This is a genomic window from Streptomyces sp. MNU76 (genome assembly GCF_020982545.1).
Lineage (GTDB): Bacteria > Actinomycetota > Actinomycetes > Streptomycetales > Streptomycetaceae > Streptomyces.
Genome location: NZ_JAJKLK010000003.1, coordinates 218692 through 245619, shown reverse-complemented (window position 1 = coordinate 245619; position 26928 = coordinate 218692). Strand labels below are relative to the sequence as shown.

The 26928-nt window shown below is 71.1% G+C and carries 20 protein-coding genes and 3 pseudogenes; 10 read left to right on the top strand and 13 right to left on the bottom strand.

Translation table 11 applies throughout. The features are described from left to right. Window positions 1–69 precede the first annotated feature (69 nt). The 3 genes and pseudogenes from E4N62_RS48580 to E4N62_RS07450 form a co-directional block, all read right to left on the bottom strand. On the bottom strand, window positions 70–207 hold the full coding sequence (locus tag E4N62_RS48580) for a hypothetical protein (RefSeq protein WP_308184875.1): 138 nt from the start codon (window positions 205–207) through the stop codon (window positions 70–72). Beyond that, the gene (locus tag E4N62_RS07455; protein ID WP_308184874.1) at window positions 149–613 is read right to left on the bottom strand and encodes a helix-turn-helix domain-containing protein; all 465 of its coding nucleotides are present in this window, start codon (window positions 611–613) and stop codon (window positions 149–151) included. The genes E4N62_RS48580 and E4N62_RS07455 overlap by 59 nt, the downstream gene beginning before the upstream one ends. A gap of 63 nt (window positions 614–676) precedes the next feature. Beyond that, window positions 677–1885, bottom strand: a pseudogene (locus E4N62_RS07450) (IS3 family transposase). A 623-nt stretch (window positions 1886–2508) separates the two neighbouring features. Here E4N62_RS07450 and E4N62_RS07445 point away from each other — a divergent pair. After that, window positions 2509–2730 (top strand): hypothetical protein, encoded by a 222-nt coding sequence (locus tag E4N62_RS07445; RefSeq protein WP_230213019.1) that lies wholly within the window; start codon window positions 2509–2511, stop codon window positions 2728–2730. 376 nt (window positions 2731–3106) lie between these two features. Here the strand turns inward: E4N62_RS07445 and E4N62_RS07440 are convergent. The 6 genes and pseudogenes from E4N62_RS07440 to E4N62_RS07415 form a co-directional block, all read right to left on the bottom strand. Continuing rightward, window positions 3107–3442 (bottom strand): annotated as a pseudogene (locus E4N62_RS07440) (AbfB domain-containing protein); the annotation flags it as partial. A 218-nt stretch (window positions 3443–3660) separates the two neighbouring features. Continuing rightward, window positions 3661–5418, bottom strand: coding sequence for an amylo-alpha-1,6-glucosidase (locus tag E4N62_RS07435; RefSeq protein WP_230213017.1), 1758 nt, complete (start codon window positions 5416–5418; stop codon window positions 3661–3663). 79 nt (window positions 5419–5497) lie between these two features. After that, a complete protein-coding gene (locus tag E4N62_RS07430; protein ID WP_230213015.1) occupies window positions 5498–6322 on the bottom strand; it encodes a carbohydrate ABC transporter permease in 825 nt (274 codons plus the stop codon). Beyond that, window positions 6319–7299 carry a carbohydrate ABC transporter permease gene (locus tag E4N62_RS07425; protein WP_230213013.1) on the bottom strand — a complete coding sequence of 327 codons (981 nt, stop codon included), beginning with the start codon at window positions 7297–7299 and terminating at the stop codon, window positions 6319–6321. The genes E4N62_RS07430 and E4N62_RS07425 overlap by 4 nt, the downstream gene beginning before the upstream one ends. A 20-nt stretch (window positions 7300–7319) precedes the next feature. Next, window positions 7320–8567, bottom strand: coding sequence for an extracellular solute-binding protein (locus tag E4N62_RS07420; RefSeq protein WP_230213011.1), 1248 nt, complete (start codon window positions 8565–8567; stop codon window positions 7320–7322). A gap of 166 nt (window positions 8568–8733) precedes the next feature. Further along, window positions 8734–9756: a LacI family DNA-binding transcriptional regulator gene (locus E4N62_RS07415; RefSeq protein ID WP_230213009.1), complete on the bottom strand. Its 1023-nt coding sequence runs from the start codon at window positions 9754–9756 to the stop codon at window positions 8734–8736. A gap of 540 nt (window positions 9757–10296) precedes the next feature. Between E4N62_RS07415 and E4N62_RS07410 the strand changes: the two genes are divergently transcribed. Next, window positions 10297–13950 carry a LamG-like jellyroll fold domain-containing protein gene (locus E4N62_RS07410; RefSeq protein WP_230213007.1) on the top strand — a complete coding sequence of 1218 codons (3654 nt, stop codon included), beginning with the start codon at window positions 10297–10299 and terminating at the stop codon, window positions 13948–13950. A gap of 252 nt (window positions 13951–14202) precedes the next feature. On the opposite strand, the gene E4N62_RS07405 is transcribed toward E4N62_RS07410, so the two are convergent. After that, window positions 14203–14427 (bottom strand): heavy-metal-associated domain-containing protein, encoded by a 225-nt coding sequence (locus E4N62_RS07405; RefSeq protein WP_230214051.1) that lies wholly within the window; start codon window positions 14425–14427, stop codon window positions 14203–14205. Window positions 14428–14643: 216 nt separating this feature from the next. Here E4N62_RS07405 and E4N62_RS07400 point away from each other — a divergent pair, with 216 nt between their 5' ends. From E4N62_RS07400 to E4N62_RS07375, 6 genes are all read left to right on the top strand, one after another. After that, the gene (locus tag E4N62_RS07400) at window positions 14644–16452 is read left to right on the top strand and encodes a methylmalonyl-CoA mutase subunit beta (protein WP_230213005.1); all 1809 of its coding nucleotides are present in this window, start codon (window positions 14644–14646) and stop codon (window positions 16450–16452) included. A gap of 18 nt (window positions 16453–16470) precedes the next feature. Further along, window positions 16471–18651, top strand: coding sequence for a methylmalonyl-CoA mutase (scpA, locus tag E4N62_RS07395; protein ID WP_230214050.1), 2181 nt, complete (start codon window positions 16471–16473; stop codon window positions 18649–18651). Next, the gene (gene meaB, locus E4N62_RS07390; RefSeq protein ID WP_230213002.1) at window positions 18648–19643 is read left to right on the top strand and encodes a methylmalonyl Co-A mutase-associated GTPase MeaB; all 996 of its coding nucleotides are present in this window, start codon (window positions 18648–18650) and stop codon (window positions 19641–19643) included. The genes scpA and meaB overlap by 4 nt, the downstream gene beginning before the upstream one ends. A gap of 112 nt (window positions 19644–19755) precedes the next feature. Beyond that, complete coding sequence (locus E4N62_RS07385) at window positions 19756–20517, top strand: hypothetical protein (protein ID WP_230213000.1); 762 nt, start codon at window positions 19756–19758, stop codon at window positions 20515–20517. Between the two features lie 229 nt (window positions 20518–20746). Beyond that, window positions 20747–21415, top strand: coding sequence for a class F sortase (locus tag E4N62_RS07380; protein WP_230212998.1), 669 nt, complete (start codon window positions 20747–20749; stop codon window positions 21413–21415). A gap of 186 nt (window positions 21416–21601) precedes the next feature. Then, on the top strand, window positions 21602–22423 hold the full coding sequence (locus E4N62_RS07375) for a carbonic anhydrase (RefSeq protein ID WP_230212996.1): 822 nt from the start codon (window positions 21602–21604) through the stop codon (window positions 22421–22423). Between the two features lie 98 nt (window positions 22424–22521). On the opposite strand, the pseudogene E4N62_RS07370 reads toward E4N62_RS07375, so the two are convergent. Beyond that, a pseudogene (locus E4N62_RS07370) lies at window positions 22522–22968 on the bottom strand (DUF6299 family protein); the annotation flags it as partial. A 332-nt stretch (window positions 22969–23300) separates the two neighbouring features. Here E4N62_RS07370 and E4N62_RS07365 point away from each other — a divergent pair. Beyond that, window positions 23301–23489 carry a DUF5999 family protein gene (locus E4N62_RS07365; RefSeq protein ID WP_184900388.1) on the top strand — a complete coding sequence of 63 codons (189 nt, stop codon included), beginning with the start codon at window positions 23301–23303 and terminating at the stop codon, window positions 23487–23489. A gap of 37 nt (window positions 23490–23526) precedes the next feature. Here the strand turns inward: E4N62_RS07365 and E4N62_RS07360 are convergent, their stop codons facing one another. Next, the gene (locus E4N62_RS07360; protein ID WP_230212994.1) at window positions 23527–23925 is read right to left on the bottom strand and encodes a RidA family protein; all 399 of its coding nucleotides are present in this window, start codon (window positions 23923–23925) and stop codon (window positions 23527–23529) included. Then, window positions 23922–25061, bottom strand: a complete 1140-nt coding sequence (locus tag E4N62_RS07355) for an acyl-CoA dehydrogenase family protein (protein ID WP_230212991.1) — start codon at window positions 25059–25061, stop codon at window positions 23922–23924. Before E4N62_RS07355 ends, E4N62_RS07360 begins: the two co-directional genes overlap by 4 nt. Before the next feature lie 176 nt (window positions 25062–25237). On the opposite strand from E4N62_RS07355, the gene E4N62_RS07350 reads away from it, so the two are divergent. Further along, complete coding sequence (locus E4N62_RS07350) at window positions 25238–26917, top strand: AMP-binding protein (RefSeq protein WP_230212989.1); 1680 nt, start codon at window positions 25238–25240, stop codon at window positions 26915–26917. The last annotated feature ends 11 nt before the right edge of the window (window positions 26918–26928 follow it).

The window sequence follows — 26928 nt, the reverse complement described above, 5'->3', positions numbered from 1 at the left end:
GGTTCGAGCCGCGCACCCGTACCACCGGTGTCCGGCCGCGCGGCGCCCACGTGTGCCCCTTCGGCGGCCTCAGCCCCTGCCCGGCCTCGTCCTCGAAGCAGATGTAGGCGTCCCGGGCCGCCGCGGTGGCTTTACGGTCTCCCACACCTCACTCCGCCACCGCTCGACACTCGCGTCGTCCCGCTCCAGCGCCCGCCTCGCCGGCACCTGCGCAGACCAGCCGTGCCGCCGCATCAACTTCCACACCCCCCTGCACCGTGTACTCCACCAGGAACAACCGGATGATCAGCGCACGGATCCGCACCAGCGTCCAGCCCTGATCCTCATCCCAGCCGTGCGCCAGCGTCCCGCGCTCCAACTCCCGCACCAGACGCTCCCATTGCGCAGGACTCAGCAGCTCCACGCACATCGGCCCCTTCGAGCGCAGCGCCTCCGCCCCGCCCTCGCGCCACGCTCTGCGCCACTTCTCCACCTGGCGCTCCCCGACCCGAAGCTCACGCGCGATGTCCGCGGTCTTCTCGCCGCCCGCGAACCGCTCCGCGGCCTCCAGCCTCAGCTGCTCGCGAGCTGCCTGCCGCCTGGGCGTCAGCCCACCACCCTGCGCATACCTCATCCCTCCGGCATACCGCAACGATCACGAAACGTCAGCTCCCCACCCGCCACTGCGAGTTCAACCTCAGTGGTTGGCTTCGTACTCGACGGGCGGAACGTGCCCTATCTCACCGTGGAGCGGTGGTTGTACCAGTCGACCCACTCTGCGGTGGCCAACTCGACCTGGGAGAGAGACTTCCAGGGCCATCGGGGCTTGATCAGCTCGGTCTTGAACAGACCGATCGCGCTCTCCATCAGGGCATTGTCGTAGGCGTCGCCGACCGATCCGATCGAGGCGGCGATGCCGGCGGCGTCCAGATGCTCGGCGAGCCGGAAACTCGTATATTGCGACCCGGCATCCGACTGGTGGATCAACTCGCCTGGCTGAACTGGGTGTTGGTCGCGGTCACGTTGCCACACGGCCATCTGCAGGGCGTCCAGGACGAAGACTGTTTCCTTCACGGTGGCCGCGGACCAGCCGACGATCCGGCGGGAGAACGTGTCCACGACGAAGGCGACGTAGACGACACCGGCCCAGGTCTTCACGTGGGTGAAGTCCGCGACCCAGCAGCGGTTCGGGGCCTTGGCGACGAAGTCGCGGTCCAGCAGGTCCGGCGCCCGTTCGGCCTGCCCGCCGGGCAGCGTGGTGATCACCTTCTTGCCGCGGACGGCGCCGGTGATGCCGAGTTCACGCATGAGGCGCTCGACGGTGCAGCGGGCCACGGCATGTCCCTGCCGGTTCAGTTCGCGCCAGATCTTCCGGGCCCCGTAGACGCGGTAGTTGGACGTGTGGACCTCTGGATGCGTTCTTTGAGTTCCTCGTCGCGCACGGAACGGGCGCAGGGAGCTTCGAGGCGCTTCTTGTGGGCGTAGCAGGTGGAAGGGGCGATCTTGCAGTCGTGCTCGGTGAGCGTCCTGCAGATCGGCTCGACGCCGCCGAAGCGGTCCCGGTGCTCGTCGATGAACGCTACGAGCGTGTGTGTGGCCGGTCGAGCTCGGCCGCGAAGAAACTCGCCGCGGCCTTCAGGATCTCGTTGGCCCGCTTCAGTTCCGCGTTCTCCTTCTTCAACGCCTTGAGCTGGGCGGACTCCTCCGTCGTCGCCCCCGGACGTGTCCCCGCATCGATCTCGTGCTGCTTCACCCAGTTCCGCAGCGTCTCGCGGGAGGCGATACCGAGCTTCTCGGCCACCGCCTGCAGGGCAGCCGTCTCGTTCGGGTAGTCGTCGCCTACCTCGGGGACCATGCGCACCGCGCGACGGCGGAGCTCAGGCGGGTAATGGGAAGGTCGTGCCATGACTCGATCCTTTCATGAAATCGAGTCTCCATTCGAACCGGGGCGATTCACGTGGGAGCGCCCCCGGTTCGTGCTGCCGTGAAGCCAGCATGCGCCGGGCCGAAGGGCCACGACGGAAGGGGCCGACAACCGCCCAGCTGGCGCCATGGAGGCGCCAACTGGGGGATCCACTCCTCTAAGGGGTGCCCATCACGGCATCGATCTCGACGCTGACCCTGTCCTACGCGCAGGGCAGGCAGCGGCTACTCCGAAGACCGTGCCCCCCGAGAGGCTGGGCTGCCCACCGGTTGGATACCTCTAGTGACGCAGGAACATGGCATATGCCGCAAGGCGCGTGGCTCTTAGTCACCCGATCGGCGGGGCGCACCAAGGGGCGCAATTCCCGAACCGGGATCACCAGCGAATTTGCCGATAATGTACCCTTATACGCGCTCGTCGAACCAGTGGCTAGAAAGGGTGTCCACCGGTCGGCGACCTCGCTTCTTTCGGTGCGGCTCGTCGCCGTGCCGAACATTTGCCCACCGCTCTATTTTCGATGTGTCAATTACTCGGGTTCGACGGGAGTGCAGACGCATTACGAGCGGGCACCGCGTCAGTGTGAGTTATCGAATGGCGGCTGTGCTGTGTCGGCGCTTCAGCGAAATCACAAGGCCACCGGCCACCGGCCACCGTCCCGGGAAGGCGACGGCCTCGTCATCGTCCGCACCAGCACCGAGCAGGACACCTTCACCGACCACCTTGTGGTGTTCCTCAGCCGGGTCTCCCACGCACTCCGGAAGTTGGCCGACTCGGCTGACCACGCGGCGAAGGTGGTGCGGAAAGCGGACGCGGCACGGCGAAGCTGAACCGGCACAGCCAGGTGGGCCGGTAGCGTGCTCTCCGCGCGCGGAGAGCACGCTACCGGCGGGCCGCGGAGGAACATGGCCGACCTCCAACGCACAGCCCCGGCCCCGCCGCGTCGAGTAGAACCGAAAGGGCGTACGTCAGTGGTGGGAGTCCTCTGGGACTTTTCTGGGACTTCCGGCTTCATCAACCGGCACGAGCATGAAACAACCGAAAGACGATTCGCGCAGGTCAGCGACGAAATCCTCCTCACCGTGGCAGGCCACCGCGCCTACTGACCTCTTCCGGGACATCCGAACAGTCCGGCCCTCACGGTGCTGCCGGCGCCCTCCGAGGAGGGCGCCGGCAGCATCCGCCGGAGGGCGGATCAGCGCAGGGTCAGCTCGTCACGCGGAAGGTGGCGTCGCCGCGCGCCGTCGTGGTGGTGACCGGGTCGAGCCGCAGCTGGTACGCCTAGTGGCGGATGTACCGGTCGGGGAAGTTGTACGACTGGAGCCGGTTGGCGGTCGTGTCGGGCCAGCGGGCCTGGACGCGGCTCTCCTCGGCGGCCGTCAGGGTCAGGATCGAGCCGTGGCGCTTCTTGGTGCCGCCCATGGAGTAGGTTCCCGACGTCGGCAGCCGGTAGGTGCCGGCGGCGGACGGGTCGGTCGTCGTGACCGGCATGTATCCCCTCCCGGTCGCGTACTGGTCGAGGTACAGGGTCCACTCTTTCCTCTGTCCAGCCGACACACATCGTTCGGCAATTCGAACAGTGTTCGTGAAGTCGGCCAGGCGCTAGGGGCGAGAACCGGAAGCGTCAATACCTCCGGCAATGTGCCACACAGAAAGTGCGGCGCCGGGCCCCTCGGTCGGTCAGTCCGTTACCGGTGAGCCGCCAGATCTGGTTCTTCTTGGTGGTCAGGGCGCTCGCGTGGGTGGTTCTCGCTCGCGGGTCAGGCGACCGGGTCGTCGGTCCCGGCCTCCTCGCGCCGCTGGTGTTCACGGGCGAGGAGGAGGTAGCTGCTCGCGGTCCAGGTGTAGGCGCGGTCGCGCAGGCCCGTGCCGGTGAGGGCGTCGAAGTTCTCGGCGAACCCGTGGGTCTCGCACAGGGCGCGGAAACGGGCGCTGATGTCGTCCGCGAGCCGGTGGTGGCCCGCGCGGCGCAGGCCGTCCTCGACGAGGACGGTGGCCGGGGCCCAGATCGGGCCGCGCCAGTAGCCGTCGGCGAGGTAGTGCGGGGAGGTGGGCAGTTCGGTGGCGAGGCCGTACGGGGTGAGGTGGGCCTTGATGTGGTCGGCGAGGGTGCCCGCGATCTCGGCGGGCAGGTGCTCACCGAGGGCGATGGGCATCAGATCGAGGAGGCTCGCGCTGCTCCAGGATTCCCCGGTGGTGGTCGAGCGGGCGACGAACCTGTCCCCGGTCCAGAGCCGGTCGAGGAGTGCCGTCTGGATCTCCTCGGCCGTCCGCGTCCATCGTTCGGCCACGTTCTGCTTGCCCAACTCATCTGCCAGCACGGCGAGTTCGTGGAGCTGCAGGACGAGGAAGGCCGCGAGGTCCGCGCTGACGACCACGCGCTCGGGGTCGAAGGTGGTGGCGTTGTCCCAGCCGCTGTCGTTGCCGTGCTGGTAGTGGGGCAGGTCGGCGCCGGGGGCGCGCCGGGCGGTGAGCCAGAAGCCGGTCCAGCGCTCCAGGCGTTCGTACACCTCGGTGAGTTCGGTGTGGTCCACCGGGGTCGGCAGGGTGCGGCGCAGACGGCCGAAGGCCCAGCCGTGGATGGGCGGTTTGACGAAGTTGTGGAGGACCTCGGAGTGGGTGACCGAGTCCGGCAGGGCGCCGCTCTCGTCCTGGTGGTCGAAGGGCAGGTGGAACTGGTCCAGCGCCAGCTCGGGCGAACCCTCGGCCAGGGCGAGGGCGTTGAAGCAGTGGTCCCAGCTCCAGACCTTGTCCATCCAGTGCTTGGACATCAGCACCCCCGGCCGGGTGACCAGGCCCTTCGCCGCCACGGTCGCCGACCAGACGACGTAGGCGGCGAGTTCGGCGGCCGGGGTGGCGTCCGAACGCCAGGGGGCCGCGGCGTCGACGAAGTCCGCGAACGCGGCCCGTGCGGAGGCCACCACGGCGTCGAAGGGCGCCGAGGGCGCGTACGGCGGCCGGGCGGTGTCGAGTTCCTCGATCGCGAGCTCCCAGCTGCCGTCCGTCGGCGCGGTCACGGTGACACCGCGGTCGGCGCTGCCCAGGGCCTGGGCCCCGGCCGTGTCGGCGAGGGCGCCGGACAGCAGGGTGACGCGGTAGCGGCGGCCGGTCTCGTACGAGGTGAACACGTGCGCGTCCGCCACCGGGTCTTGGAAGAAGTACGTGCCGCTGAACGGGGTCAGGGTCCGCGCGGCGGCGAGGACGCCGAGGTCCAGGCCGCTGCCCCGCAGGCGTACGGTGTCCGGGGCCTCGTAGGCGAGTTCCACGCGTCCCCGCCCGGCGGTCCAGGTGAGCAGGGCCGGTGTCGCCTCGACACGGGTGTCGGCCCGGGCGCCCGTGGAGGCGTCGAGGGGGACGAGGCGCAGGACGCCGTGCATGCCGTTCTGGTGCGAGACGAGGTGGAGGTCCTCGGCGTAGGTCTTCTCCGCCACCACGGGCGAGATGTCGAACCAGGATCCGTACGCGCTGAACGGGATGTCGTGGACGGAGAAGGCCGGGCCGGACGGGGCGGCGGTCATGTGGCGTGACTCGTTTCTGGAGCAGGGGGTGCCGACCGACCGGCGCGGGAGGGGCGCCGGACATGGGGCGGGCGGGGGTTCAGTCCTTGACGGCGCCGGTGGTGACACCGGCCGCCACATAGCGCTGGGCGAGGACGAGGATGACCGTGGCGGGCAGTGACGCCACGACGGCGGTGGCCATGATGGCGTTCCACTCCTGGTTGTTGTTGCCGATGTAGTGGTAGATGCCGAGGGTGATCGGTTCGTGGACGCCGCCGTTGACCAGGGTGTTGGCGAAGACGAAGTCGGACCAGGACCAGAGGAAGGCGAACAGGGAGACCGTGACGACGGCGTTGCGGCTCATCGGCAGGACGATGGACACGAAGGTGCGCAGGGCACTCGCGCCGTCCATCTGAGCGGCCTGGAGGAGTTCGCCCGGGATGCCGGACATGAACGCGGTGAAGATGAGCACGGCGAAGGGGACGGCCAGGGTGGAGTCGGCGACGATCAGGCCGGGGACCGACTGGAGCAGGCCGAGTTGGAGGTAGATGGCGTAGAAGCCCATCGCCATGATGATGCCTGGGATCATCTGGGCGGCCAGCAGGACGAAGCTCAGCAGGCCGCCGCCGCGGGGGCGCAGCTTGGCCAGGGCGTAGCCGGCGGGCGCGGCGAGGGCCACGGTCAGCACGACGGTGCCGAGGGCGACCACCAAACTGGTGCCGAGGTAGGGCAGTTGCTCGTCGAGGACGGTGCGGTAGCCGGCCAGGGTGCCGTGGGCCGGGAAGAGGTCCGGTGGGCTCTTGCGCATGTCCTGGTCGCGGGTGAGGGAGACGTTGACCATCCAGTAGACCGGGAAGAGCATGATCCCGGTGAGCAGCAGGCCGACGGCCGTCTTCCACCATGAGCGGGCGGCACTTCGGTTCATGACAGCCCCTGCTTTCTCTGCACGCGGAGGTAGATCAGGCCGAAGACCAGGGCGGCGACCACGAGCAGGTTGCCGACGGCCGCGCCGGGGCCGAAGGCGGGCAGGAGGTTGCCGAAGCCGAGTTGGTAGGACCAGGTGGCGAAGGTGGTGGAGGAGTCCGCCGGGCCGCCCTTGGTCATGATCCAGATGATGTCGAAGACCTTGAGGGTGTAGACGAGGCCCAGCAGCAGGGTGATGGCGGAGACCGGGCGCAGCAGGGGGAAGGTGATGCGCCAGAAGCGCTGCCAGGCGTTCGCCCCGTCGAGGGCCGCGGCCTCGTACAGCGAACCGGGGACGGACTGCAGACCGCTGTGGAGCACCACCAGGTTGAAGGGGACGCCGATCCAGATGTTCGCGATGATCACCGAGGTCAGTGACCAGTCGGGGGAGGTCAGCCAGTGCACCGGGCCGACTCCGACGGCGTGCAGGGCGGCGTTGACGATGCCGGAGTCGCTGTTGAACATCCACGACCAGGTGGAGGCGGACACGATCAGCGGCAGCAGCCACGGCACCAGGAACAGGGCCCGCAGGGTGACCGACAGCCGGAAGTGCTGGTGGAAGAAGACCGCCAGCGCCAGGCCGATGGCGTACTGGAAGACCAGGCACACGGCGGTGAAGACGACGGTGTGCAGCAGGGCGGGGGCGAAGGTCGGGTCGGCGAAGACCTTCTGGTAGTTCGCCAGGCCCGTGAAGGGCGCGTCGCCCTGGACGAAGGAGCGGACGGTGTAGTCGCGCAGGCTCAGGTCGAGGTTGCGGTAGAGCGGGTAGGCGTAGAAGAGGACGAGGTAGAGGGTGACCGGGGTGAGGAAGGCCCAGGCCGCCCACTGTGTGGAGACCGGACGGCGCCGCTCTCGCGCGGGGGCTCGGGGCGGGGCGGGGGCCGCCCCGCCCGGATCGTGCGCGGACCGGCGGTCCGGGACTTGTCTCGTGTCGTTCATCGACGGACCGCGCCTCCCTGCTACTTGACCGCCGACTGGGCCTTGGTCAGCGCGTCCTTCGGCGACTCGGCGCCGCTGAGCGCGGACTGGACGGCCTTCCACAACTGTTCCGAGATCTTGGGGTACTTGGTGCCCAGGTCGTCACTGGTACGGCCCTTGGCCGCCTTGACCGCCTCGATCCACGGCTTCAGGTCCGGGTTGGCCGCCACCTGCTTGTCCTGGACCTCACCGGTGGGAGCGACGTAGGACAGGGTGGTGTCGGTGTCGTACAGGTTCTCGGTGCTGGTCAGGCAGGTGACCAGCTTGCGCGAGGTGGCGTAGCGGCCGGTGTCCTGCTGGACGGGGACGGTCACGAACTCGCCGCCGGTCGGGGCGGCGGCGTTGTCCCCGTCCGCGCCCGGTATCGGCAGGACGCCGTAGTCGAAGCCGGCCTTCTCCGCGCCTGCGAGCTGCCAGGTGCCGTTCTCGGCGAAGGCGTAGTCGCCGGTGGCGAACTCCTGCCAGCTGGTGGTCTGGGTGTTGTTGAGGACGGAGTTGGGGGCGTAGCCCTTGTCGAGCCAGCCCTTCCACAGGGACAGCGCGGAGACGCTCTCGGCGGAGTCGAGTGCGGTGAGCTGCGCGCCCGAGCCCCAGAACCAGGGCAGGAACTGGAAGCTGCCCTCCTCCGTGCCGATCGCGGAGAAGGTGATGCCCTTGTTGCCGGCCTTCTTGACCTTCGCCAGCGCGGCCGTCAGCGACTTCCAGTCCTTGACCGAGGCGATGTCCACGCCGGCCTTCTTCAGGACCTCCTTGTTGTAGTAGAGGGCGAGGGTGTTGGCGCCGATCGGGGTGCCGTAGGTCTTGCCGCCGGACTGGCCGGCCGCGAGCAGGTTGGGGTCCACGGCGGAGGTGTCGAGCTCGTTGTCGTCGGTCGTGGTGAGCACGCCCGCCTCGGCGAGGGTCGAGACGACCGGGTTGTCGACGACGAGGACGTCCGGGGAGTTGCTCTGCTGGGCCGCCAGCAGCGTCTTGTTGGGCAGGTCGCTGGTGTCGAAGCCGGTCCGCTCGATCTTCACGCCCGCGTCGGTGCCGCACTTGTCCAGCAGCTTCGTCCACGCCGAACCCTTGGCGAACTGAGGGTAGGGGTCCCAGATGGTGTACGAGCCGCTGTCCGCGTCCTTGGCACCGGTGCCGCCCGAGCCGGAGGAGCACGCGGTGGCGCTGACGGCCACGGCCAGCGCCGTCAGGGCTGCGGCGGTCAGACGACGTTGTCTGAAGGTGGGATGCATGGCGGGTCCTTAGTTTCAGGCACAGGGGTGCCGTGAGAGGGAGGGAGACGAGGAAGCCGGGCACGCCGAACGGAGCCGGTGGCGGAACGGGGTGCCCGGTGAAGAGGGAAGAAGGACAGGCGGGGTGAACGGCTGACAGAAGAAGGAAGTGCGGGCGGGGTGACGGCTAGGAGACGGTTGCGCCGCCCGCGGGGCCGGTGCTGGCCCGCAGGGAGATCGGCGGTACGAGCAGGTGATTGCGGGGCGACGCGTCGGGGTCGTCCAGCCGCTCCACGAGGAGGTCGACGGCGAGGCGGCCCATCTCCTCCGCCGGTACGTCCGCCGCGGTGAGCTGCGGGGTCACCGTCTCCGCCCACCGGGAGGCCACGATGCCGGTGACGGAGAAGTCGCGCGGCACATGGCGGTCGGCCCGGGCCAGCCCTCGGTAGAGGCCGCCCAGCGCCGCCTCGTTCAGGGTGACCAGGCCCGTGGTCGCCGGGTCGTCCCGCAGGATCCGCTCCAGGCACGCCTGCCCGGAGGCGGCGTCGTCCCCGCAGGTGTACGTCCGCACGGTCAGTCCGCGCTCGGCAGCGGCCTTGGTGAAGCCGTCCAGCCCTCGGTGCGCGGACTCGTACCCGGCCCGCAGAAGCTGCTCGGGCCGGTTGACGAAGGCGACCCTGCGGTGGCCGAGGTCGGCGAGGTGGTGGACGCACGCCTCCGCCAGCGCGGTGTGGTCGAGCCCCACCCACCAGCCGCCCTCCGGCCGCGCGGTGCGGCCGATGGCGACGGAGGGGAAGCCGAGGTCGGCCAGGTGATCGACCCGGTCGTCCTCCAGCCTGATCTCCATCAGGATCGCGCCGTCCACCCGCCGCTCCCCCAGCAGCCGCTGGAAGGAACGGTCGCTGTCGACGCCGCTGGGTGACAGCAGCACGTCGTAGTCGTGGGCCGCGGCGGCCTCCACCACGCTGCCGATGAAGTCCAGCTGCATGCCCGTGTAGTGGTTGCCGGCCGGCGGGAAGACCAGGCCGATCGTGCTGGTCCGCCCGTTGGCCAGGGCGCGGGCGCTGGCGTTGGGCCGGTAGCCCAGCTCGTCGATGACCTGCTGGATCTTCCGGCGGGTGTCGTCCGACACGGGGCGTTTGCCGCTCAGGGCGTAGGACACGGTGCTCCGCGAGACACCGGCCCGCCGGGCGATCTCACCGATGTTCACGGAGAACTCCTTGCTCGAACCGGTTCGATACTCCGCGGAGGCGAAGCTTCCGAGCCGCTGGGACGGAAGGTTGAGGAGCGGACGGTCCCCGGTCGTCGAACCGGTTCGCGTGAAGTGAAGGTAGGAACGGGCGGGGCGGCTGTCAACACCTCGATCGGGACTTCCCGTCGTAGCGCGGCGATCCGGACGATCCGCGGCCCTACGCGGCTTCGCTCGTGTCGGAGGTATTGCTGCGCGATTTCTCCGGTGCTAGCTTCCAGCGAACCGGTTCGACGAAGTGATCCTTCCGGCAGCCGGGGCCTCCGCTCCGCGCAGTCCCTGGTGTGCGGGGCGCCGTCACGGCCACCCGGGTCGGCCGCCCCCGGCTCCGTAGGGCGGGCGATCGAACCGATTCCGCATCGCTGTCACCGAGTCCGCACGCCTCCGCCCTCGAACCCGCCTCACCGACCACGGCACGCGGACCGACAGCCGAGCCGGCGCTGCGGGCCGGGGCGGCGGGCCGGCCGGGACTCGTTACTCACAGGATCGAGGACGCACTCCATGCCATCCGCTGACAGATCGGCCCGGCGCCGGGCCCCGGCCGCCGTGGCCCTGGCCCTCGGCGCGGGCGTGCTGGTCGCGCCGGCCGTCCCCGCCCAGGCCGCCGACGCGCCCGAGCCCACCGCCCGCTACACCTTCGACGAGGACGACCTCACGTCCGGGAAGATCACGGACGTCTCCGGCAACGGTCTGACGGCGAGCCTCGTCAACGGCTCCACCGCGCGGTCCGTCGAGGGCGCGGGCGGCGGCAGGGCGCTCGCCCTGCCCGGTGGAGCACCCACCTCCGACGGCGCGTACGTGCGCCTGCCGCGCGCGGTGGTCGGCGACGCGACCGACCTGACGGTGTCCGCCCGTGTGAAGTGGGGCGACGACAAGTCGGCCTGGCAGCGGATCTTCGACCTGGGCACCGACACCACGAAGTACCTCTTCACCACCCCGTCCCACAACGGCGGCGCTCTGCGCACCGCCGTGACCACCGGCGGCGGGGGCGCGGAGTCCCAGGTCTCCGGGTACGCGGCACTCCCCGCCGGCTCCTGGCGGACGGTCACGGTCACCCTCGACACCGCCGCCGGGCGGGTCACCACCTACCTCGACGGCGTGGCCGTCTCCTCCGCGAAGACCTCCGTCAAGGCCAGGGAGCTGCTGGACGCCTCGGCCACCGCCGCCGGTTACATCGGCAGGTCCTTCTGGCCGGACCCGCTGCTCAAGGGCGCGATCGACGACTTCACGGTGTGGCACTCGGCGCTGAGCGCAGAGCAGGTGGCGGACGTGGTCGGTGACGCCCCCACCCTCCGTTCGTTGTCACGCACGTCCTTCGACGTGCGCACCACGACCGGGACCGCTCCCTCCCTCCCCGCCGCGGTCCGCTCCTCGTACTCCGACGGCTACGACCGTGACACGCCGATCGTCTGGGACGCGGTGCCCGAGGAGAAGTACGCCCGGCCCGGCACGTTCACGGTGGCCGGACGCGCGGCCGGACGGGACGTGCAGGCGACGGTCGCCGTGGTCCGGGAGGGTCAGCTCACCGTCGACCTCGCCTCGGACACCGGCGCGTTCCACGGCGGTGCCTCCGGCACGCTCTACGGCGTGTACGGGCCGGACGTGCCGACCAACAACCTCATCGAGGGCATGGGCCTGCGCACGGTCTCCACCAAGGCGCAGGACGGCCCGCAGCACCCGGGCGCCGACGCGCTGGAAGTGGTGAAGCCGCTGGCGGACTCCACCGACGGCGATGTGTACATCTACATGACCGACATCCACCGCGGCTTCCCGTACCAGTGGCCGGGCGACACCCCGGCCGAGAAGCTCAAGCTCTACGAGCAGAAGATCGCCAAGCAGGTCGACCAGGTGCTCCGACTGCCCGAGCAGTACCAGGACAACATCGTCTTCGTGCCGTTCAACGAGCCCGAGGGCAACATGTTCGGGACCGGGGAGTGGAGCTACAACCGGGTCAGCTGGCTCGACGAACCCGACGACTTCCTGGCCGCCTGGGACTCCGCGTACGAGCTGATCAAGGAGAGGATGCCGGACGCCCGGATCGCGGGTCCCAACACCAGCGTCCTGTACGACCAGGTGAAGGGCTTCATGGCACACGCCCTGGCCGCCGGCACGCTCCCCGACGTCGTCACCTGGCACGAGCTGAGTCACCCGGAGGCGGTGCGCGACAGCGTGGCCACGTACCGCGGGTGGGAGAAGGACCTGTTCGAGGGGACCGCCCGTGAGGGCACCCAGCTCCCCGTCAACATCAACGAGTACGCGTTCAACTACCACACCTCGGTGCCCGGCCAGATGATCCAGTGGGTCTCCGCGATCGAGGAGTCCAAGGTGGACGCCGACATCGCCTACTGGAACATCGACGGCAACCTCTCCGACTCCGCCGTGCAGTCGGGCCGCGGCAACGGCCAGTGGTGGCTGCTCAACGCGTACGCCTCGATGAGCGGGCACACGGTGAAGGTGGACCCGCCGCTCCCCGGCGAGAACTACACCATGCAGGGCGTCGGCACGCTCGACGAGAGGAAGAAGCAGGCCCGGCTGATCTTCGGCGGCTCCACCGGCAAGGGCCACATCACCTTCGCAGGCGTCCCGAAGAAGACCTTCGGCAAGAACGTCCACGCCTGGGTCCGCGAGATCGAGTGGAGCGGGCAGATCGGCGACAGCTCCGGACCGAAGCTGCTCACGGAGACGAACCTGAAGGTCTCCGAGGAAGGCACGGTCTCCGTCGACTTCGGCGACGGCACCCTGCCGGCGCTGAAGGAGTCCTCGGCGTACGAGATCGTCCTCAGCCCCGCCGGGAAGGCGAAGGCCACCCAGGACGCGCCCACGCGCTGGCAGCACTCCTACGAGGCCGAGGACGCCGCCCACACCGGGTCCGGCTACTCGAAGAACGGCCCCGAGGGTTCACCCCGCGACGTGTCGAAGTTCTACACCTCCGGCGGCTACGACGTCGGAGGCCTGCGCACCGGTTCGGACCTGACGCTCGACTTCACCGTGGACGTGCCCGAGGACGGCACCTACGACCTGAGCGTGTTCGCCAACTCGCTCAACACCTTCGACAAGGTGAAGGACCAGGGCCCCACCAACGTCTTCCTACGGGTCGACGGCAAGGCGGACAGTGAGCAGGAGCTGTATCTGCCGCTGGGTTACAAGTGGGTGGTGTGGGACCACACCGACACCACGGTCCGGCTCACCAAGGGCAGGCACACCCTGACGCTCGCCGCGCGGAGCGCCGACGGCAAGCGCGTCACCCAGGGCGACGCCATCGTCGACCGGCTGACCCTCTCCCTGCCGGACGCCTCCGCCCGCACACGGGTGTACGAGGGTGAACTCGCCTGGCTGGGCGGCGGGGCACGTCCCGTCTACGACCTGCCGAAGCGGGCGGCCACCGGATCGGGCGCGGCCCGGCTCCCGAAGAAGGGCACCGCCACGTTCTGGGTGTACTCCCCCGCCGACCGCGAGGCCACCCTCAGGATCGACACCCTGAAGGGCTCGGGCGCCCGGCTCTCCGTCAACGGCCAGGACGTCCTGAGGCTGGACAAGGGCCGGAACAGCGTCGCGGTCTCCCTCTCCGGCGGCGTCAACAAGGTGACCGTGACCGGGAGTTCGTCCACCACGCTCGTCGACCGCCTCACGGTCGCCTCGACCGAGGGCACGCTCCCGACCCGTACGTACGAGGGGAAGGACGCCGAACTCCGCGGCTCGGCCGCGCTCGGCTCCCTCTCCCTGGCCACGGGCGGTACCGCGATCACCGGGATCGGCGGCGACCCCGGCAACGGCAACACCGCCACGTTCACCGTGACCGCGGACCGGGCGGGCACCCACGCGCTGCGCATCCGCTACTCCAACCCGGAGCAGTCGCCGGCCACCCACTACAACCCGGACCCGCTCGCCCGCCATGCCGACCTCGCCGTCAACGGCGGTGGGACGCGGCGGGTCACCTTCCCGCACACCTTCCACCAGAACAACTTCTGGGAGCTGACCGTCCCCGTCCACCTGAGGAAGGGGCAGAACACGATCACCTTCCGCTCCGAGGAACTCCCGAACTTCGACGGCGAGACCTACGCCTCGGACACCTTCCCCGGTGTGCTGCTGCGCTCCCGCTTCGCCCCGCTGATCGACCGGATCACGGTCGCGCCGTACGCGCGGGAGGTGCGATGAGACGAGCGGCGCCGGCGGTGAGATGACGCGCACCAGGGCCGAGTAGCGGGTCGCCTCCCATCCGCCGGCCGCTGGAGCGTGCCGCCTCGCCACCGGCGCCGCGAGCAGGCGCCCGGGTCCACCGTACGGACGGACCCGGGCGCTTCGCTGTACGTGGCCGGCGGCGGAGAAACGGAACAACCTTGTTCGGCCGCGGCGGTGACGGCCGGTGCTCCCGGGCCTTTCCCTTCTGCCACGGCAGGCCGGGCCGGCTCAGGCAGCCGCCCGGCGTACGACCTCCGCGACCTCGTAGCCGGCCTCGACGATCGCCGTACGCACCGCCGCGTCGTCGACCGTCTTCCCCCGTACGATCACCAGGCCGGCGCGTACGTCGACCTCGACCTCGGTGACGCCGGTCACCGCGACGACCTCCTCGGTGACACTCTCGGCACAGTGGCCACAGCTCATGCCGGACACGGTGAAGTACTTCTCGGCCATGGGGTCGCTCCCGTCCTCGGTCGGCCCGGTGACCGCGCCGAGGGGGCGCACGGGCCGCGTGGCACGAGGTACGGCGCACGCCCTCGGCACGTTCAGCCGTCGCCGTCTGCCGCCGTCCGGTCCCGGTCCGCCGCCCTTCAACCGTGTATCCGGAGAGGGCAAGGTCACAGCCGTGCCCCCTGCTGCTCCTTTGTGCCTCTGGCCTAGCATCCGAGCATGACGGTCCTGCCTGACGACGGGCTTGAGCTGGCCGCCGAGTTCCCTGACGCAACCCACGAGCAGTGGCAGCGCCTCGTTGCGGGCGTGCTGCGCAAGTCGGGCAAGGACGTCGAGGGCGCTCAGGCCGAGGAAGCCCTGTCCACCGCGCTGGAGGACGGGCTGCGCACCCGTCCCCTCTACACCGCGCACGACACCGCGCCCCCCTCCGGCCACCCCGGCTTCGCGCCCTTCGTACGAGGAGGCAGGGCCGCCGGCAACACCGTCGGCGGCTGGGACGTTCGCCAGCGGCACACGGCGGCGGACGGCGCGGCCGTGCTCACGGACCTGGAGAACGGCGTCACCTCCCTGTGGCTGGTGCTCGGCGAGGGCGGCTTCCCGGTGGCGTCGCTCGGCCCGACCCTGGACGGCGTCCACCTCGACCTCGCGCCCGTGGTCCTGGACGCGGGTGCCGAAGCGGAGCCCGCCGCACGGGAGTTGCTGCGGCTGTACGCCGAGCGGGGCGTCGCCGGGGCGGCGGCGCGCGGCAACCTGGGCGCGGACCCCCTCGGTCACGAGGCCCGCACCGGACAGACCTCCGACATCGCACCCGTCCTCGACCTCGCGCGCCGGTGCGCCGAGGACTACCCGGGGCTGCGGACGCTGACCGTGGACGCCCTGCCGTACCACGAGGCCGGCGGCTCGGCGGCGCAGGAGCTGGGCGCCTCGCTCGCGACCGGTGTCGCGTATCTGCGGGAGCTGACCGGCGCCGGACTGAGCGTCGAACAGGCCTGCGCACAGCTGGAGTTCCGGTACGCGGCGACCGCCGACCAGTTCCTGACGATCGCCAAGCTGCGCGCCGCGCGCCGCCTCTGGGCCCGGGTGGCCGAGGTGTGCGGGGCGCCCGCCGCCGGGGCGCAGATCCAGCACGCAGTGACCTCGCCGGTGATGATGACGCGCCGCGACCCGTGGGTGAACATGCTGCGCACCACCATCGCCACGCTCGCCGCCGGCGCGGGCGGCGCCGACTCGGTCACCGTGCTGCCCTTCGACCACCGGCTGGGCCTGCCGGACGCGTTCGCGCGACGGATCGCCCGCAACACCTCGACGATCCTGATCGAGGAGTCCCACCTCGCCCGGGTGATCGATCCGGCGGGCGGCTCCTGGTACGTGGAGCGGCTCACCGACGAACTCGCCCACGCGGGCTGGGAGTTCTTCCAGCGGATCGAACGCCTGGGCGGACAGGCCGCCGCGCTGCGATCGGGCGACCTCCGCCAGGACCTCGCCGACACCTGGGCGGCCCGCACCGGCGGGCTCGCCAAGCGGCGCGAACCGGTCACCGGTGTCAGCGAGTTCCCGCACCTGGCGGAGAAGCCGGTCGTCCGTGCCCCGGCGCCCGAGCCGCCCTCCGGCGGTCTCCCCCGCGTCACCCGCGACGAGGCGTACGAGACCCTGCGGGCCCGCTCGGACGCCCACCTCGCCGCGACGGGCTCCCGCCCCCGGATCTACCTGGCCGCCCTCGGCCCGGCCGCCGCCCACACCGCGCGGACGACCTTCGCCGCCAACCTCTTCCAGGCGGGCGGCATCGAGCCCGTCACGGAGGGCTCCTTCGAGGACAGCGGCGCCACCGAGGTCTGTCTGTGCTCCAGCGACGCCCTGTACGAGGAGAGCGCCGCGACCGAGGCGGCCTCGCTCAGGGCCTCCGGCGCCACGCACGTGTTCCTCGCGGGCCGCCCCGGGGAGTACGCCGACGTCGACGCCTACGTCTTCGCGGGCTGTGACGCCGTGGCCGTCCTGTCCGCCGCCCTCGACCGCATGGGAGTGTCCTGATGACCACCCCTCCACCCCATCCGTCCCTCCGTCCCCGACTTCACCGGGATCGAGCTGGGTTCCCCGTCCGTCGACGGCGGCGCCGACGAGTGGCGTACGGCCGTCGAGAAGGCGACCGACGGCGGGGAGCCGCTGTGGGAGACCCCGGAGGGCATCCCGGTCAAGCCGCTCTACACGGGGCAGGACCTGGAGGGTCTGGACTTCCTGGGCACGTATCCGGGCATGGCCCCGTATCTGCGCGGCCCGTACCCGACGATGTACGTCAACCAGCCCTGGACGATCCGCCAGTACGCGGGGTTCTCCACCGCCGAGGAGTCCAACGCCTTCTACCGCCGCAACCTGGCGGCCGGTCAGAAGGGCCTGTCCGTCGCCTTCGACCTGCCCACCCACCGGGGCTACGACAGCGACCACCCCCGGGTGACCGGTGACGTCGGTATGGCGGGCGTGGCGATCGACTCGATCCTCGACATGCGGCAGCTCTTCGACGGCATCCCGCTGGACCGGATGACCGTGTCGATGACGATGAACGGCGCGGTGCTGCCCGTGCTCGCGCTCTACATCGTGGCGGCCGAGGAACAGGGCGTACCGCCCGAGAAGCTGGCCGGGACCATCCAGAACGACATCCTCAAGGAGTTCATGGTCCGCAACACCTACATCTACCCGCCGAAGCCGTCGATGCGGATCATCTCCGACATCTTCGCCTTCACCTCGCAGCGGATGCCCCGCTACAACTCCATCTCCATCTCCGGCTACCACATCCAGGAGGCTGGTGCGACGGCCGACCTGGAGCTGGCGTACACGCTCGCGGACGGCGTCGAGTACATCAGGGCGGGCCGGGAGGCCGGCCTGGACGTGGACGCGTTCGCGCCCCGGCTGTCGTTCTTCTGGGCGATCGGCATGAACTTCTTCATGGAGGTCGCCAAGCTGCGCGCGGCCCGCCTGCTGTGGGCGAAGCTGGTGACGCAGTTCGACCCGAAGAACACCAAGTCCCTGTCCCTGCGCACCCATTCGCAGACCTCGGGCTGGTCGCTGACCGCGCAGGACGTCTTCAACAACGTCACCCGCACCTGTGTGGAGGCGATGGCGGCCACCCAGGGCCACACGCAGTCGCTGCACACCAACGCCCTGGACGAGGCCTTGGCCCTGCCGACCGACTTCTCCGCCCGTATCGCCCGCAACACCCAGCTCCTCATCCAGCAGGAGTCCGGCACCACCCGGGTCATCGACCCGTGGGGCGGCAGCGCGTACGTGGAGAAGCTGACGTACGACCTCGCCCGCCGGGCCTGGCAGCACATCCAGGAGGTCGAGCAGGCGGGCGGCATGGCCAAGGCCATCGACGCGGGCATCCCCAAGCTGCGCATCGAGGAGGCCGCCGCCCGCACCCAGGCGCGGATCGACTCCGGGCGGCAGCCCGTCATCGGCGTCAACAAGTACCGGGTCGACAGCGACGAGCAGATCGACGTCCTCAAGGTCGACAACTCCTCCGTCCGGGCCCAGCAGATCGAGAAGCTGCGGCGACTGCGCGCGGACCGCGACGAGACCGCCTGCCAGGACGCGCTCGACGCGCTCACCCGGGCGGCCGGCGGCGAGGGCAACCTGCTGGAGCTGGCCGTGCGCGCGGCCCGCGCCAAGGCCACCGTCGGCGAGATCTCCGACGCCCTGGAGAAGGTGTACGGCCGGCACGCGAGCCAGATCCGTACGATCTCCGGCGTGTACCGCAACGAGGCAGGCGAGTCCCCGAACGTGGAGCGCACCCGGAGCCTGGTGGAGTCCTTCGCCGAGGCCGAGGGCCGCCGGCCGCGCATCCTGGTCGCCAAGATGGGCCAGGACGGCCACGACCGGGGCCAGAAGGTGATCGCGACCGCGTTCGCCGACCTCGGCTTCGACGTGGACGTCGGCCCGCTGTTCCAGACGCCGGCCGAGGTGGCCCGTCAGGCCGTCGAGGCGGACGTGCACATCGTCGGGGTGTCGTCACTGGCCGCCGGGCACCTGACCCTCGTACCGGCGCTGAAGGAGCAGCTGGCCGAGGAGGGGCGCGAGGACATCATGATCGTCGTCGGTGGGGTGATCCCGCCTCAGGACGTACCCACGCTCCTGCGGATGGGCGCGGCGGCCGTCTTCCCGCCCGGCACGGTCATCCCGGACGCGGCGTTCGACCTGGTGCGGCGGCTGTCGGACGAGCTCGGGCACGACCTGTGATCGATGTCGACGCCTACGCCAAGGGTGTGCTCGACGGGAAGCGGGCGATCGTCGCCCGCGCCATCACCCTCGTCGAGTCCACCCGGCCCCAGCACCGGGCCCTGGCCCAGGAGCTGCTGACCGCGCTGCTGCCGCACAGCGGCCGGGCCCGGCGGATCGGGGTCAGCGGGGTGCCGGGCGTCGGCAAGTCGACGTTCATCGACGCGTTCGGCACGATGCTGACCTCGCTCGGGCACCGGGTGGCGGTGCTGGCGGTGGACCCGTCGTCGAGCCGTACGGGCGGCTCGATCCTCGGCGACAAGACCCGGATGGAGCGGCTGGCCGTCGACCCGGCGGCCTTCGTCCGGCCCTCGCCGACGGCCGGGACGCTCGGCGGTGTCGCGAAGGCCACCCGTGAGTCGATGGTGGTGATGGAGGCGGCCGGCTACGACGTGGTGCTGGTGGAGACGGTGGGCGTCGGCCAGTCCGAGACGGCGGTCGCCGACATGGTCGACTCCTTCCTGCTCCTGACGCTCGCCCGCACCGGCGACCAGCTCCAGGGCATCAAGAAGGGCGTCCTGGAACTGGCCGACGTGCTCGCCGTCAACAAGGCGGACGGCCCGCACGAGCGTGACGCCCGTACGGCGGCACGGGAGCTGGCGGGTGCCCTGCGGCTGATGCACGGGAAGGACGCGGTCTGGACGCCGCCGGTGCTGAGCTGCAGCGCCCGCGAGTCCACCGGCCTCGACACCGTCTGGGAGCGTCTGGAGCAGCACCGCACGCTCCTGGACTCCACCGGCCGGCTCACCGCCAAGCGCCGGGACCAGCAGATCGACTGGACCTGGTCGATGGTCCGCGACGAGCTCCTCGACCGGCTGCGCACCCACCCCGGTGTCCGCTCCGTCGCGCCCGGCCTCGAACAACGGGTCAGGGACGGCGAGTTGACGGCGACGCTGGCCGCCGAACGCATTCTGGATGCCTTCGGGGACCCGTCCCCCGGTTCACCCGGCTGAGCGCCCTGAGTGGTGGCCGCGTGCGATCCGGCTGACGGTGGATCACGTCGGAGTCGGGTCAAGTCAGCTGACGAAGCACCAGCTGCCCGGCTGCCGGCGGAAGGACCATCAGATGCGTTCTGCCCGCATGCTGCTCGTCACCGGGGCGGCGGCCGCCGTCCTCGCCGTCACCGCTCCCGGCGCGTACGCCGACGGTGACGAGTGGGAGCACAAGGACAACGGCTACAGCAAGGAACACCACAAGGACGGCCACCACGACGGCCCGCGCGGCGGGATTCACACGGGTGGCGGCGCGCTGACCTCGCCCGGCGCCGGGGGCTACGACAAGGAGGAGTCCACCAAGGAGTCCTGGAAGGGCGACCACGACAAGCCGCGCGGCGGGATGCACACCGGTGGCGGCGCGCTGACCTCGCCCGGCGCCGGGGGCTACGACAAGGAGGAGTCCACCAAGGAGTCCTGGAAGGGCGACCACGACAAGCCGCGCGGCGGGATGCACACCGGTGGCGGCGCGCTGACCTCGCCCGGCGCCGGGGGCTACGACAAGGAAGAGTCCACCAAGGAGTCCTGGAAGGGCGACCACGACAAGCCGCGCGGCGGGATGCACACCGGTGGCGGCGCGCTGACCTCGTCGGCGGGCGGGGAGGAGTGGAACTCCGAGCGGTCCGGCAGGCCCGGCGCCGGGGGCTACGACAAGGAAGAGTCCACCAAGGAGTCCTGGAAGGGCGACCACGACAAGCCGCGCGGCGGGATGCACACCGGTGGTGGCGCGCTGGCCGCTCCGGCGGTGACCGCGGGCGGGATGGCGGTCCTCGCGGTGGCCGGTACGGGCGTGTACGCCCTGCGCCGCAGGAAGACCGCCGGAAGCGTGGCCTGAGCCCATGCCGGGCGCGATACCTGGCCCGATAGCGGCCGGGCCTCCACACCGTGTGTCGTGTGGCGGCCCGGCCGGCGTTCCCTCGCCCGCCCGGGCGTGCGTCCCGCAGTGCGCCCCGGCCGGCGTTCCCCGCGTGCGGCCCCTGGCCGGTGTTCCCGTCGTACGGGCCCCGCCCGCCCGCTCCTTCGTCCCTTTTCGCTCTGCTGCCGTACCTGTGAGGTGGTTTTCGATGGCAGCCCACTCCTCTCCCCCCGGCGCCCGCGTCAATCTGACCGTGCTGTGCACCGTGGTCCTGTTGATCCTGGCGGTGAGCCTGTTCGGCGGCGAGGACTCCTCGTCCGGCACCTCCCGCCCGCCGGGCGCCCGGCACGCCCCGCAGGCCTCATCCGCCTCCCCCGGCGAGCAGACCGCGCCCGTCGAGCGGCCGGCGGACCGGCGAGAGCGGTCGGCCCGGGCCAGACCTGTCCGGCTGCTCATCCCCAAGATCCAGGTGAGCGCCCCCTTCGTGCCCCTCTCCGTCGGCCGCTCCGGGCAGCTCGAAGCCCCGCCCGCCGACGACGTGAACCTCGTCGGCTGGCACGCCGAGGGTGCCGCGCCCGGCGAGACGGGCACCTCGATCATCGCCGGCCATGTCGACACGGCGACCTCACCGGCGGTCTTCGCCAAGCTCAGCGAACTGGAGAAGGGGGACGTCTTCCACGTCGCGCGCTCCGACGGGAGCAGAGTGTCCTTCGTGGTCGACGCCCTGGAGACGTTCGAGAAGGACGACTTCCCCGACAAGCGCGTGTACGCCGACGCGACCCGCCCCGAGGTCCGGCTGATCACCTGCGCCGGCGACTACGACCGCAAGGTCATGGACTACACGGAGAACCTGGTGGTCTTCGCGCACCGGACCTGAGGTCACGCGGGCACGCGGAGGGAGAGCGCTCCCACGCCCCGGGCGAACACAAAGAGACGGGCTGTCCAAGAACCATTCCCGAAGCGACCAAGGGAGGTTCAAGGGACGGCCATGATTGATCAACGCACGTCCATGATTGCGCAACTTGAACGTTTGAGCGTTTAGGCCGGGCGTACGTTCCTGGCCGTGAACCCTGACGCAACACCCCACAGTGGCGACAGCACCGAGGCGACCGCCACCGGCGTGGACGCCCCGATATCCCACACCAAGTCGCGCGGTCGGCGCTCCCTCCTGCGCGCCGCGCTGGCCGGCACGGCCGTCCTCGGCGGCGGCCTCGCGGTCGGCGCCTTCCCGGCCGACGCCGAGCCCGTCTCCCGCTCCTCCCGCGCCAACCCCGCGCACTCCACCCCCACCCGTCCGCGGCCGAAGACGGCGGACGAGGCGCTGACGGAGCTGTCGAAGGGCAACCGCCGCTGGCGGACCTTCCACGAGCAGCACCCCGACGAGGACTACGCCGTGCGCAAGGCGCTGACGACCGGTCAGCAGCCGTTCGCCCTGGTCCTCGGCTGCATCGACTCCCGGGTCCCCCCGGAGCTGGTCTTCGACCAGGGCCTCGGCGACCTGATGACCGTGCGCAGCGCGGGCGAGGTGCTGGACCGGTCCGTGCTCGGCAGCGTCAAGTACGGCGTCCTCGAACTGAAGATCCCGCTGGTCGTGGTGCTCGGTCACCAGTCCTGCGGCGCGGTGAAGGCGGCCGTCGCGGTGGACGAGAGCGGTGAGGAACTGCCGAGCGGTATCCAGTACATCGCGGACGAGATCGCTCCGGCGATCGACCACAGCGTGACCGGCGACGCCCGGGTCGCGGCGACCATCGACGCGAACGTCCGGCTCGTCCGCTCCAAGCTCGAGGCCGACCCGGACCTCGCCGCCAAGCTGAAGGCGGGCGAGGTTGCCGTCGTCGGCGCCCGCTACGACCTGACGACCCAGGGGGTGCACCTGCTCAAGTAGCGGGCCCTGGCAGGGAGAAGGCGGCTCCGGTGCATCACCCACCACCGGGGCCGCCTTCGTGTGTCGTGATGGCGCCGGGCCGTGTCCGGCCGGCGGCGGCCCTCGACGAGGGTGATGTCCCGCTGCCGCACGGCGTGGAACCTGGGCAGCGGCAGGCCGCCGCCGGAGAGCTCCGTGACGGTGGCCTCCACCCGGGCGGGGCCGGGCCGGAAGCGGCCCGGGGCGGCCTTGTCCGTGTTGGTCCAGGTGTGGTCGGCGCCGTCGCAGACCGCCGAAGTGCCGCCGATGCCCTTGCGGAAGCGGCTCTCGCCCTGCTGGAGCGAGGACGAGACGAAGACGGGGCCGTTGCCGCCGAGACATCGGTAGGTGCCGGACAGGGCGAGGGTGCCGTCGGGGGCCACGACCCCGGTGGGGTCGATGGTCACCGTCTCGAACGGTTCGGTCGTGGCGCCCGCGGACGGGGCAGCGGCGAGCACCAGCAGCGCGGCGCCGGCGGCCGCGCCGAGCAGCCGGGGGACGCGCGCGAAGGCCGGGGACGAGGACATGGGAGAACCTCCTTGGACGGGATCCAGCGGTGATCCAGGGGGGTTTAGAGGGGATCCAGGGGAAGTCCAGAGGTACCGGCCACACCTCTCCGATCGTGCGATCGTCACCCCTTCGTCGACGCGTCGTTCACCCCGTCCTCACTACCGGTTCCGCCTGTCCCACCACCGGATGCGCCCCGCGCGCCCGTGGTTATGTCCGCGTCCTGTCACGGCACGTCCGGGTGCTGTCACGTCTCGCGCGAGGGTGTGGCGATGAGTTCCGGGCGCGGGCATGGTCTGTGGTGCGAGGCGGTGACGCACCGCCGGCACTCACGACGACGTGGAGGCGCGCCATGTGTTCACACCAGCCCCTGTGCCCCTCGGCAGACCGCTCCGACCGCGACGCCGCGCGTGTCGTCGCCTTCCACCCCGAGCAGGGTTGGAACCTGCTGTGCAACGGGGCGATCGTCTTCGACGACACCGGCGAGATCCTGCCCGACGGCAGCATCGTCGCGCCGAGCCGGCTCGCGGTCGCGGCCTGACACCCACCGCACCGGGGCCCGGGCCTCGGCCTCGGGGCTACGGCAGGACCGCGAAGCCGTCCAGCTCCACCCACGCCCTCTCGTCCCAGAGCCGTACGACGCCGACGACCGCCATCGCGGGATAGTCGCGGCCCGCCAACCGCCGCCAGATTCGGCCCAGTTGGGGAGCGCGGCGTCGATAGTCGGCGACGTCCGTCGCGTAGACCGTGACGCGGGCGAGATCGGCCGGCGCACCGCCGGCGGCCTCCAGCGCGGCCAGCAGATTGCCCAGGGCCTGCTCGAACTGCTCCTCCAGCGTCTCCCCCACGATCTTGCCGTCCGCGTCGAGCGCGGTCTGGCCCGCCAGGAACACGATCCGGCTCCCGGTGGTGACGACGGCGTGGGAGAAGCCGGTGGGGGGCGACAGTCCGGCCGGGTTCACCCGCTCGGCGCTCATGACGGCCTCCCCTCGGACCCGGTCCGCCGGTACGACTCCTTGGCGATGACCGTCCGTTGCACCTCGCTCGCCCCTTCGTAGATGCGTGGCGCCCGCACCTCGCGGTAGAGGTGTTCGAGCAGATGGCCGCGTCGCAGCGCCCGCGCGCCGTGCAGTTGGACGGCCGCGTCGACGACGTACTGCGCCGTCTCGGTGGCCAGCAGCTTCGCCATCGCGGACCGGCGCGGCACCTCCGGGTCCCCCGCGTCGTACGCCGTCGCCGCCGCGTAGACCATGAGCCGGGCCGCCTCGGTGCGCAGTGCCATCTCGGCGACCTGGTGGGAGACGCTCTGGAGGTCCCGCAGCTTGCCGCCGAAGGCGTCCCGTCGGGCGGTGTGCGTGAGGGTGGCGTCCAGGGCGGCCTCGGCCATGCCGACCGCGAAGGCGCCGACGCTCGGGCGGAAGAGGTTGAGGGTGGCCATGGCGACCCGGAAGCCCTGGTCGGGTGTGCCGAGGACGTCGTCGGCGGTGACGGGGACGGCGTCGAGGCTCAGGGCGCCGATGGGGTGCGGCGAGAGCATGTCGAGGGGTGTGCCGGTGAGACCGGGGCGGTCGGCCGGGAGCAGGAAGGCGGTCACGCCACGGGAGCCGGCGTCCGGGGTGGTGCGGGCGAAGACGGTGTAGAGGTCGGCCTCGGGGGCGTTGGAGATCCAGCACTTCTCGCCGATGAGCCGCCAGCGGCCGGGGCCGTCGGGTTCCGCGCGCAGGGAGAGGGCGGCCGCGTCCGACCCGGCGCCCGGCTCGCTGAGCGCGAAGGCCGCGATCGCGTCGCCGTCGCTCACCCGGGGCAGCCAGCGGGCCCGCTGCTCGTCGGTGCCGTGGGCGTGCACCGGGTGGGCGCCCAGCCCCTGGAGGGCGAGCGCCGTCTCGGCCTCGGTGCAGACGTACGCCAGTGACTCGCGCATCAGGCAGAGGTCGAGTGCCCCCGAGGTGAACAGCCGGGAGAGCAGGCCCAGTCGGCCGAGTTCGGCGACGAGGGGTCGGTTCACGTGGCCGGGCTCGCCCTTGTCGGCCAGGGGGCGCAGGCGTTCGACGGCCAGTGCGCGCAGCTCGGCGCGCCAGGCGAGTTGTGATGGTTCGAGCGAGAATGCGGTCACTGCCCGTCCCTTCTCACCTGGGGGCCACTGCCGAGGATATCGCGAACTGTTGACTGCCGTCACCAAGGCGATACGCTCGCTGATGCGAGCCCACTCACGCCAGCCAGTCCGGCACTCCGTGCGAGCCCACTTCGGCAGGGACCACAGCAGCAGGGACACAGCAGGGGGCGAACGTCATGAACTCCAGGTTCACCGCCCATGTCGACACCTTCGCCCGGGACCGCCTCCCGCCGCCGGACCAGTGGCCCGAGCTGTCCTTCGACCTCCCCGAACTGCGCTATCCGGACCGGCTCAACGCTGCCGCCGAGCTGCTCGACGGCGGCGAGTCCGGGCGGCCCGTGTTCCGCACGCCCGCCGGGGAGAGCTGGACGTACGGCGCACTCCGGGACCGTGTCGACCGGATCGCGCACGCCCTCACGTCCGACCTCGGGGTGGTCCCCGGCAACCGGGTCCTGCTGCGTGGCCCCACCACGCCCCTGCTGGCCGCGTGCTGGCTCGCGGTGCTCAAGGCGGGGGCGGTCGCGGTGACCGTACTGGCGCAGCAGCGGCCGCAGGAGCTGGCGACGATCTGCGAGCTGGCGCGGGTCTCCTTCGCGCTGTGCGACCTGCGGCACGTGGACGACCTCGTGAAGGCGGACGTCCCGGGGCTGAGGGTCACCACCTTCGGCGGGGGCGGGCCCGAGGACCTGCTCGGGCTGCCGTCGGCGGACGGGGCGCGCGGCCCGTACGAGGCGGTGGGCACGGCGGCCGAGGACGTGGCACTGATCGCGTTCACCTCCGGGACGACCGGGCGTCCCAAGGGATGCGTGCACTTCCACCGGGACCTGCTGGCGATCGCGGACACCTTCTCCCGGCATGTGCTGCGGCCCAGGGCCGACGACGTGTTCACGGGGTCCCCGCCGCTCGGTTTCACCTTCGGTCTCGGCGGCCTCGTCGTCTTCCCGATGCGGGCCGGCGCCAGTGCCCTGCTGCTCGAACAGGCGGGCCCGAGGCAGCTGCTGTCGGCGATCGCCGAGCACCGGGTGTCGGTGCTGTTCACCGCGCCGACCGCCTACCGGGCGATGCTGGGCGAGCTGAACGGGCCTGCAGGGAAAGCCGGTTCGGCCGGGGAAGCAGGCTCGGCAGGGGCGGACGGTTCGGCCGGGGCCGAGCGGTACGACATCTCGTCGCTCAGGCGGTGTGTGTCGGCGGGCGAGAACCTGCCGGAGGCCACCTGGCGGGCCTGGCACGAGCGGACCGGGCTGCGGATCATCAACGGCATCGGCGCGACCGAGCTGCTGCACATCTTCATCTCGGCGGCCGACGACGCCGTACGGCCGGGGCGGACGGGCGTGCCGGTGCCCGGATGGCGGGCACGGGTGCAGGACGCGCAGGGGAAGGAGGTGCCCGACGGACAGCGGGGACTGCTCGCGGTGCGCGGCCCGGTCGGGTGCCGCTATCTGGCCGACGAGCGGCAGCGGGAGTACGTACGCGACGGCTGGAACGTCACGGGTGACGCCTACGTCCGCGAGCCCGACGGGTACTTCCGCTATGTCGCGCGCGCCGACGACATGATCATCTCTGCCGGGTACAACATCGCGGGTCCCGAGGTGGAGGAGGCGCTGATGCGCCATCCGGACGTGGTGGAGACGGCGGTGGTGGGACGGCCGGACGAGGCGCGCGGCGAGGTCGTCGTCGCCCATGTGGTGGTCGCGGCGGGTGCGCGCCGGGACGGCGAGGCGCTGCGCGCGTTCCTCAAGTCGCAGCTGGCGCCCTACAAATGCCCGCGCGAGTTCGTGTTCCTGGACGCGCTCCCGCGCACGGCGACCGGCAAACTTCAGCGGTTCCGGCTGCGCACCCTGAGTGACCAGCAGTGATGCCGACGACC